Annotated in this window: 8 protein-coding genes; 1 reads left to right on the top strand and 7 read right to left on the bottom strand. The window is 34.3% G+C overall.

The window, feature by feature from the left end:
• Positions 1-808: 808 nt before the first annotated feature.
• From BLV86_RS17240 to BLV86_RS17215, 5 genes are all read right to left on the bottom strand, one after another.
• Positions 809-1,480, bottom strand: coding sequence for a hypothetical protein (locus BLV86_RS17240; RefSeq protein ID WP_090820043.1), 672 nt, complete (start codon positions 1,478-1,480; stop codon positions 809-811).
• A gap of 3 nt (positions 1,481-1,483) precedes the next feature.
• A complete protein-coding gene (locus tag BLV86_RS17235) occupies positions 1,484-1,903 on the bottom strand; it encodes a hypothetical protein (protein WP_031548928.1) in 420 nt (139 codons plus the stop codon).
• Positions 1,875-2,327, bottom strand: coding sequence for a DUF4869 domain-containing protein (locus BLV86_RS17230; protein ID WP_036612234.1), 453 nt, complete (start codon positions 2,325-2,327; stop codon positions 1,875-1,877). Before BLV86_RS17230 ends, BLV86_RS17235 begins: the two co-directional genes overlap by 29 nt.
• 317 nt (positions 2,328-2,644) lie before the next feature.
• Entirely contained in the window at positions 2,645-3,016 is a 372-nt protein-coding gene (locus BLV86_RS17220; RefSeq protein WP_090820040.1) for a hypothetical protein, read from the bottom strand.
• Between the two features lie 20 nt (positions 3,017-3,036).
• Positions 3,037-3,276 (bottom strand): hypothetical protein, encoded by a 240-nt coding sequence (locus BLV86_RS17215; RefSeq protein WP_031548935.1) that lies wholly within the window; start codon positions 3,274-3,276, stop codon positions 3,037-3,039.
• A gap of 374 nt (positions 3,277-3,650) precedes the next feature.
• Here BLV86_RS17215 and BLV86_RS17210 point away from each other — a divergent pair, with 374 nt between their 5' ends.
• Positions 3,651-3,863, top strand: coding sequence for a hypothetical protein (locus BLV86_RS17210; protein WP_031548938.1), 213 nt, complete (start codon positions 3,651-3,653; stop codon positions 3,861-3,863).
• A 53-nt stretch (positions 3,864-3,916) separates the two neighbouring features.
• On the opposite strand, the gene BLV86_RS18160 is transcribed toward BLV86_RS17210, so the two are convergent.
• Together BLV86_RS18160 and BLV86_RS17200 are read right to left on the bottom strand one after the other, a co-directional pair.
• Positions 3,917-4,153 (bottom strand): hypothetical protein, encoded by a 237-nt coding sequence (locus BLV86_RS18160; protein ID WP_090820038.1) that lies wholly within the window; start codon positions 4,151-4,153, stop codon positions 3,917-3,919.
• 149 nt (positions 4,154-4,302) lie between these two features.
• The coding region (locus tag BLV86_RS17200; protein ID WP_207647490.1) for a hypothetical protein at positions 4,303-4,739 on the bottom strand (437 nt) is incomplete at its 5' end.

Raw genomic sequence — 4,739 nt, 5'->3', positions numbered from 1 at the left:
CGGCACTCAGATACAACTTCCTTGAAAATCCTCGCAAGCAATGGTTTATATGCAAGGATATTTTTTACCGTCATATCCAGCCGGATCTTATCGGGGTCTGTAGCCACTATGGCTTTCCCCAATCCTGTAAATTGTTCCATATCTGCTCCTAAAGTACAGCGAGAAAGATATGAACCTCTCGCCTTGATTATATATCAGTTCTGCGCAAAGCTGATAATAAAATTTGTATAATCGGGAATGATCATTCTGAAAAGAATTTCTAGGATTAATCGTTAGATGTCTCATGGACGTTAGAAGCATATCACAACTCAACAGTTTTTCATATTGTCTAATTTTAGACCATACGGTCCTGGAGGAGGGGGGACAAAAAGACGGCTCTCGTTAAGGAACCGCCCTCTAGTTATTTAAAATCAATTAACACTTAACATGATTTTATTATTCGCAAATGAATATGTTATAAAGTCAGGTGCCTGTCAACATAAAATCCATAAGATATGTGAATTTGAACTTTTGATTTGATCCTCTGGACATTTCCAGCCTCCTATATATGATAAAGGGTTTCATTTTCTTTGTACGTTATACCCATTATATCATCCTGCACGATTTAAAGGACAGGTTTGTAAATGTCATCTGGAATACGGGACAATCGTGGCAAGCTCTCTTGATAATTAAAAAAGCGGGCAAATAGCATTTGAAAAAATGCCATCCACCCGGAAACTTAGCTTGTATTCACCATAGAGCTTTTGTTTTTTCTGCAAGAATCATTCTGTACTATCCTTGTCATTTTACTATCCGGCATAATGCTGCTTCATATAGTAGAGATGATTCTATTTATGGTTTCCGATTGAAACAGTTCCTTCATCTTCTCATTTCCATCTCTGATTTCTGGATTACCACACTTATTTTTATCAGGGCGATCAGACACACAGCAGTCTTTGTACCAACATTCGCCCATTAGCTTTCCCTTTATAGACCACTTTTCGTTTTCCGTCAATTCACCTGTCAGAGATTTCATCACACGTTCTGTTGAAAATCTCTTGAATCCGGATAAATACTGTAGAGTCTTTTCATTTTCTATTTTTGACAGATTTATCCTATGATTCTCAACAGCAGCTAGTATATCCTCTCTCATTCTGATTTTATCTGTTTTTCCTGACCCGGTCCATTGAACCAGTTTATCAAATGCCAGAATCAGGTACTCAAAGCAAATCATATCAAGTATTATGACCTTTCCATCAGATACATTGGAAATAGATTTCAACAGTCTATACTTATTGCGAATGTCTTGATTGTCAACCACATAATCAAATGCAATATAGTACTTATCTTCATCATTCAGATTTAAATCATCCAGTGCATCCAAAATACCTTGATTACTAAATTTGCTTTCAACTTTAAGGGTTCCATCAAAAATAAGTCTGTTGACTAATTCCCAGAAATGAAGTCCCGCTCCGGTATCTTCCGTCCACAGATATTTCATATATCAAAGCTCCTCTTCCAATGTGATCCTGTTATCGTTAAGTTTTAATACTTTAAAACTATTATCAGATACATTTAATCCATCACAATTTCTTGAAAAAAGCATATACTGATTGGAAAATTCAAAGTTGATAAATTTTTTGATATCATCATCAAGCAAAATATCAGCATTATCCACCACTATAAAATTATGTCTGCACTGCTTTATGGATGTAACAATATCATCTGATTTATAGTTAAAAAGTTTAATAGCTTTATATTCATCGGTAAGTCTTAAATCTTCCAGAATTTCATAGAGAACCGTTTTCCCTGTTCCACTATCTCCACCTACAAGTGTTATTCTGTCATCAAACTCCAGATCATATGAAAATGGATCCGCTTTAAACAATATCTTCTTATAAATCAAGTGCTTCTCTCCTTTCATACTCTCTGCTCCACCATCTTTGATATCCGGTTCCACCTGTGACAACATCTGTATCGTTAAATCTGATTTTTACATCATTAGGTATAGCAAAGAGAGAAGGCCTCGACATATATATCTTGATATCATCCATAGTGAATATTACTTGCAAAACATTTGGACCACATTCTTCAACACATACTACTTTTTCAGGATGTTTCACAATATTAAGCAATGTCTTGCACCCGGAAGACAAATTACGAATTGTTCCTATGCCATACTTTGTTTCTATATGCTTATCAGGTGTTATCTTGGCACCATCAATTTGTTTGATAAGTTTAATGTCTTCATCGGAAAGGTCTTCATTACTTGTATTTAGATTAAAATAGAGATCATTTTGAAGAATCCAGTCTTTTGATTCTTTTTTCTCTGTATATATATCTATCATACTGCCACCTATTGTATATTTAACATAATACTTTCAAAAAATTATTATAACAAAAATTTGCTCTTTTTAATATTCCGTTTGTCCAACATTATTTGGCAAATCCTGGTTATACCGTACCATTGGTGCCAGTCACCATAAAATCCAAAATCCGAGTCAGCCATATAAGTAAATTCTCCGACAATGATGTTAGGATTCTTTATCGTAGGCTTCACATATATTTCTTTATCACATCCAGCTATCGGATATATTGTATTGGGATTGGGTGTTTTTCCGTTTTTCATCAATATCCATGAATCTGTTGATGTCCTGTTTCTGTTTTAATTTAAATCTGACAAGATGATTCTATCATATGCTCCGTTTTTAGAGTCTTCCGGATGAGGTTCCAATCCAATGATTGTTATTTCCATCTTATCAGGCCCATAAACCCAAAACATTCTTCTAGCACCACTTGTTTTATTCTCTAAATATGATTCCCATACTTTTAAACCATAACGTTTAGATAATGGTTCAATATCATGGGACTTAAGGCTTGGATACATTGGATCCTCAGCCAATTTTTTTAATGCAGATCCCCATTTTTTATAAAGCTCTGCATCTTTTTTGCTTATTGTTCCATTTCGATAGTCAGATTGTAGCTTATTCCATAAATCATCCATCTCAGGAATGCCCATTCGTATTTTATATGACATTTAGTAACTCCGTTTGTACATTAAAAATCAGATAAATCAATTTCCGGAGATACCTCTCCCATTTTAAAATTACGGATTGCTTTATCCATATCCTCTAACGTACGTGTGGAAATACTATCTGGAACTGTAAGTTCTCTAGGCTCTAAAATAATGCAACCATTGTCATATTCCTTAACATTATAGTACTGAAACAAAGCACCTCTTAGCGTTATTCTTTTCTTGCTATCAATATGAACTGTGTAATCTTTTACTGCCATCATGATTCTTACCTCCGTGGTGGGATATCCCACTTACTATTATAATATACTTAATTATGCGATTTGTCTATGAAAATACATTGTCGGGAATGATCATTCTGAAAAGAATTTCTAAGATTAAAACGTTAGATGCCTCATAAGACGCTGGCATCATATCACAGACCGATATATTTTCATATAGTCTGAATATAGACCATATGCATTTCCCTCAGACCATGATATGATTCTCAGGTCAAAGGAAATAATAGTCAATTATTTCAAAAACAATCCCACTTTATCAAAAATTCATTAAAAGCGGCTAGGTATAGTGTTATACTCAAGCTAAGAAAGTAATTAATGAAGGATACAGAATTAAACATTAACTTTTGGATGAATATATGATCCTTGTCGAAAGAATAAGAAATTTTCTTTCGGAAACCAATGATATATCAAAAGCTGTTGATGCAGCTGTAGTTTCGTGCATTAATGATGGAATTCTAACTGAGTTCCTAAGTATTCACAGATCGGAGGTGTTGGACGTGTGTATAACCGAATTTGACGAAAAGACTTTTATAGAAGGGATTAAAGAAGCTTCTTCATCAGACAAGTAGAATCATTAGAATTTCAAAAAACAGAGACGGCTCTTACGAACCGTCTCTGTATGTTATTTCAAATATTCTTGAGACAGGTATCCCTTATCAAATGCCTCCGGATACGGAAAAATCAGCTGTTTCCCATCAAAATCAACATAAACATTTTTGTCTGTATATTTGACGATAAAACCCTTTCCATGATCCTTATGGAACACCACGTCGTTTTCATTTTCCGGAATACTATCTACGGTTTCTGTTTCTTTATCCAGGATACTCTTTGAGCTTGATTTAAAACTATCTAGATTCAAAGTCCATAGAAAAGAATGTGCATCCTTTACTTTCTTTCACATTATAAATAAACAAAATGTACCCACACCGGGATAGTTCTCGATGCGGGTACCTGAATATTGGAACCGGGTAAAAAAATAATTCAAATCAAAGTACCAGATTCAATAAACTAAGAGTTTACAGTAGTCTCATTGTAATACTTCATTACAGTTTCTCTTGAAACCTTTTCATATTCTTCGTTTTTTGTAACAACAGTATACAACTCATCAAAATCGCTTACATATACCTTTAGACTATGAACTAAAGCCTTTAATCCTTTCAATAGCGCTTCATTCTCAATAGCATCTGCATAAGTACACAAACCTTTCACCTCACTTTCAACTTCTCTTGTTATTTTAAGACCATAAACTGACTTTAGTTTCATAACCTTTTCGGCTCCATTGATCCGTTTATCAAACAGATCCGTAAGCATCCGAATCATTTCATTCTCGGCATTCTCGTGGTCATGGTATTTACTGATATAGATGATGATCGCATTGAGAATATCATACTTCGGATCATCTGAATTACTACCAAACAAAAAACTTCTGTCAATTTTATAAACTT

This window comes from Oribacterium sp. KHPX15, assembly GCF_900107835.1.
Classification (GTDB): Bacteria; Bacillota; Clostridia; order Lachnospirales; family Lachnospiraceae; genus Oribacterium.
This window is presented reverse-complemented; position numbering and strand designations above follow the sequence as displayed.

Excerpts from the sequence above, each read along its gene's own strand:
- BLV86_RS17210 (WP_031548938.1), top strand. The coding sequence starts at position 3,651 with ATGATCCTTGTCGAAAGAATAAGAAATTTTCTTTCGGAAACCAATGAT.
- BLV86_RS17230 (WP_036612234.1), bottom strand. The coding sequence starts at position 2,327 with ATGATAGATATATATACAGAGAAAAAAGAATCAAAAGACTGGATTCTT.
- BLV86_RS17240 (WP_090820043.1), bottom strand. The coding sequence starts at position 1,480 with ATGAAATATCTGTGGACGGAAGATACCGGAGCGGGACTTCATTTCTGG.
- BLV86_RS17215 (WP_031548935.1), bottom strand. The coding sequence starts at position 3,276 with ATGATGGCAGTAAAAGATTACACAGTTCATATTGATAGCAAGAAAAGA.
- BLV86_RS17235 (WP_031548928.1), bottom strand. The coding sequence starts at position 1,903 with ATGAAAGGAGAGAAGCACTTGATTTATAAGAAGATATTGTTTAAAGCG.
- BLV86_RS17220 (WP_090820040.1), bottom strand. The coding sequence starts at position 3,016 with ATGTCATATAAAATACGAATGGGCATTCCTGAGATGGATGATTTATGG.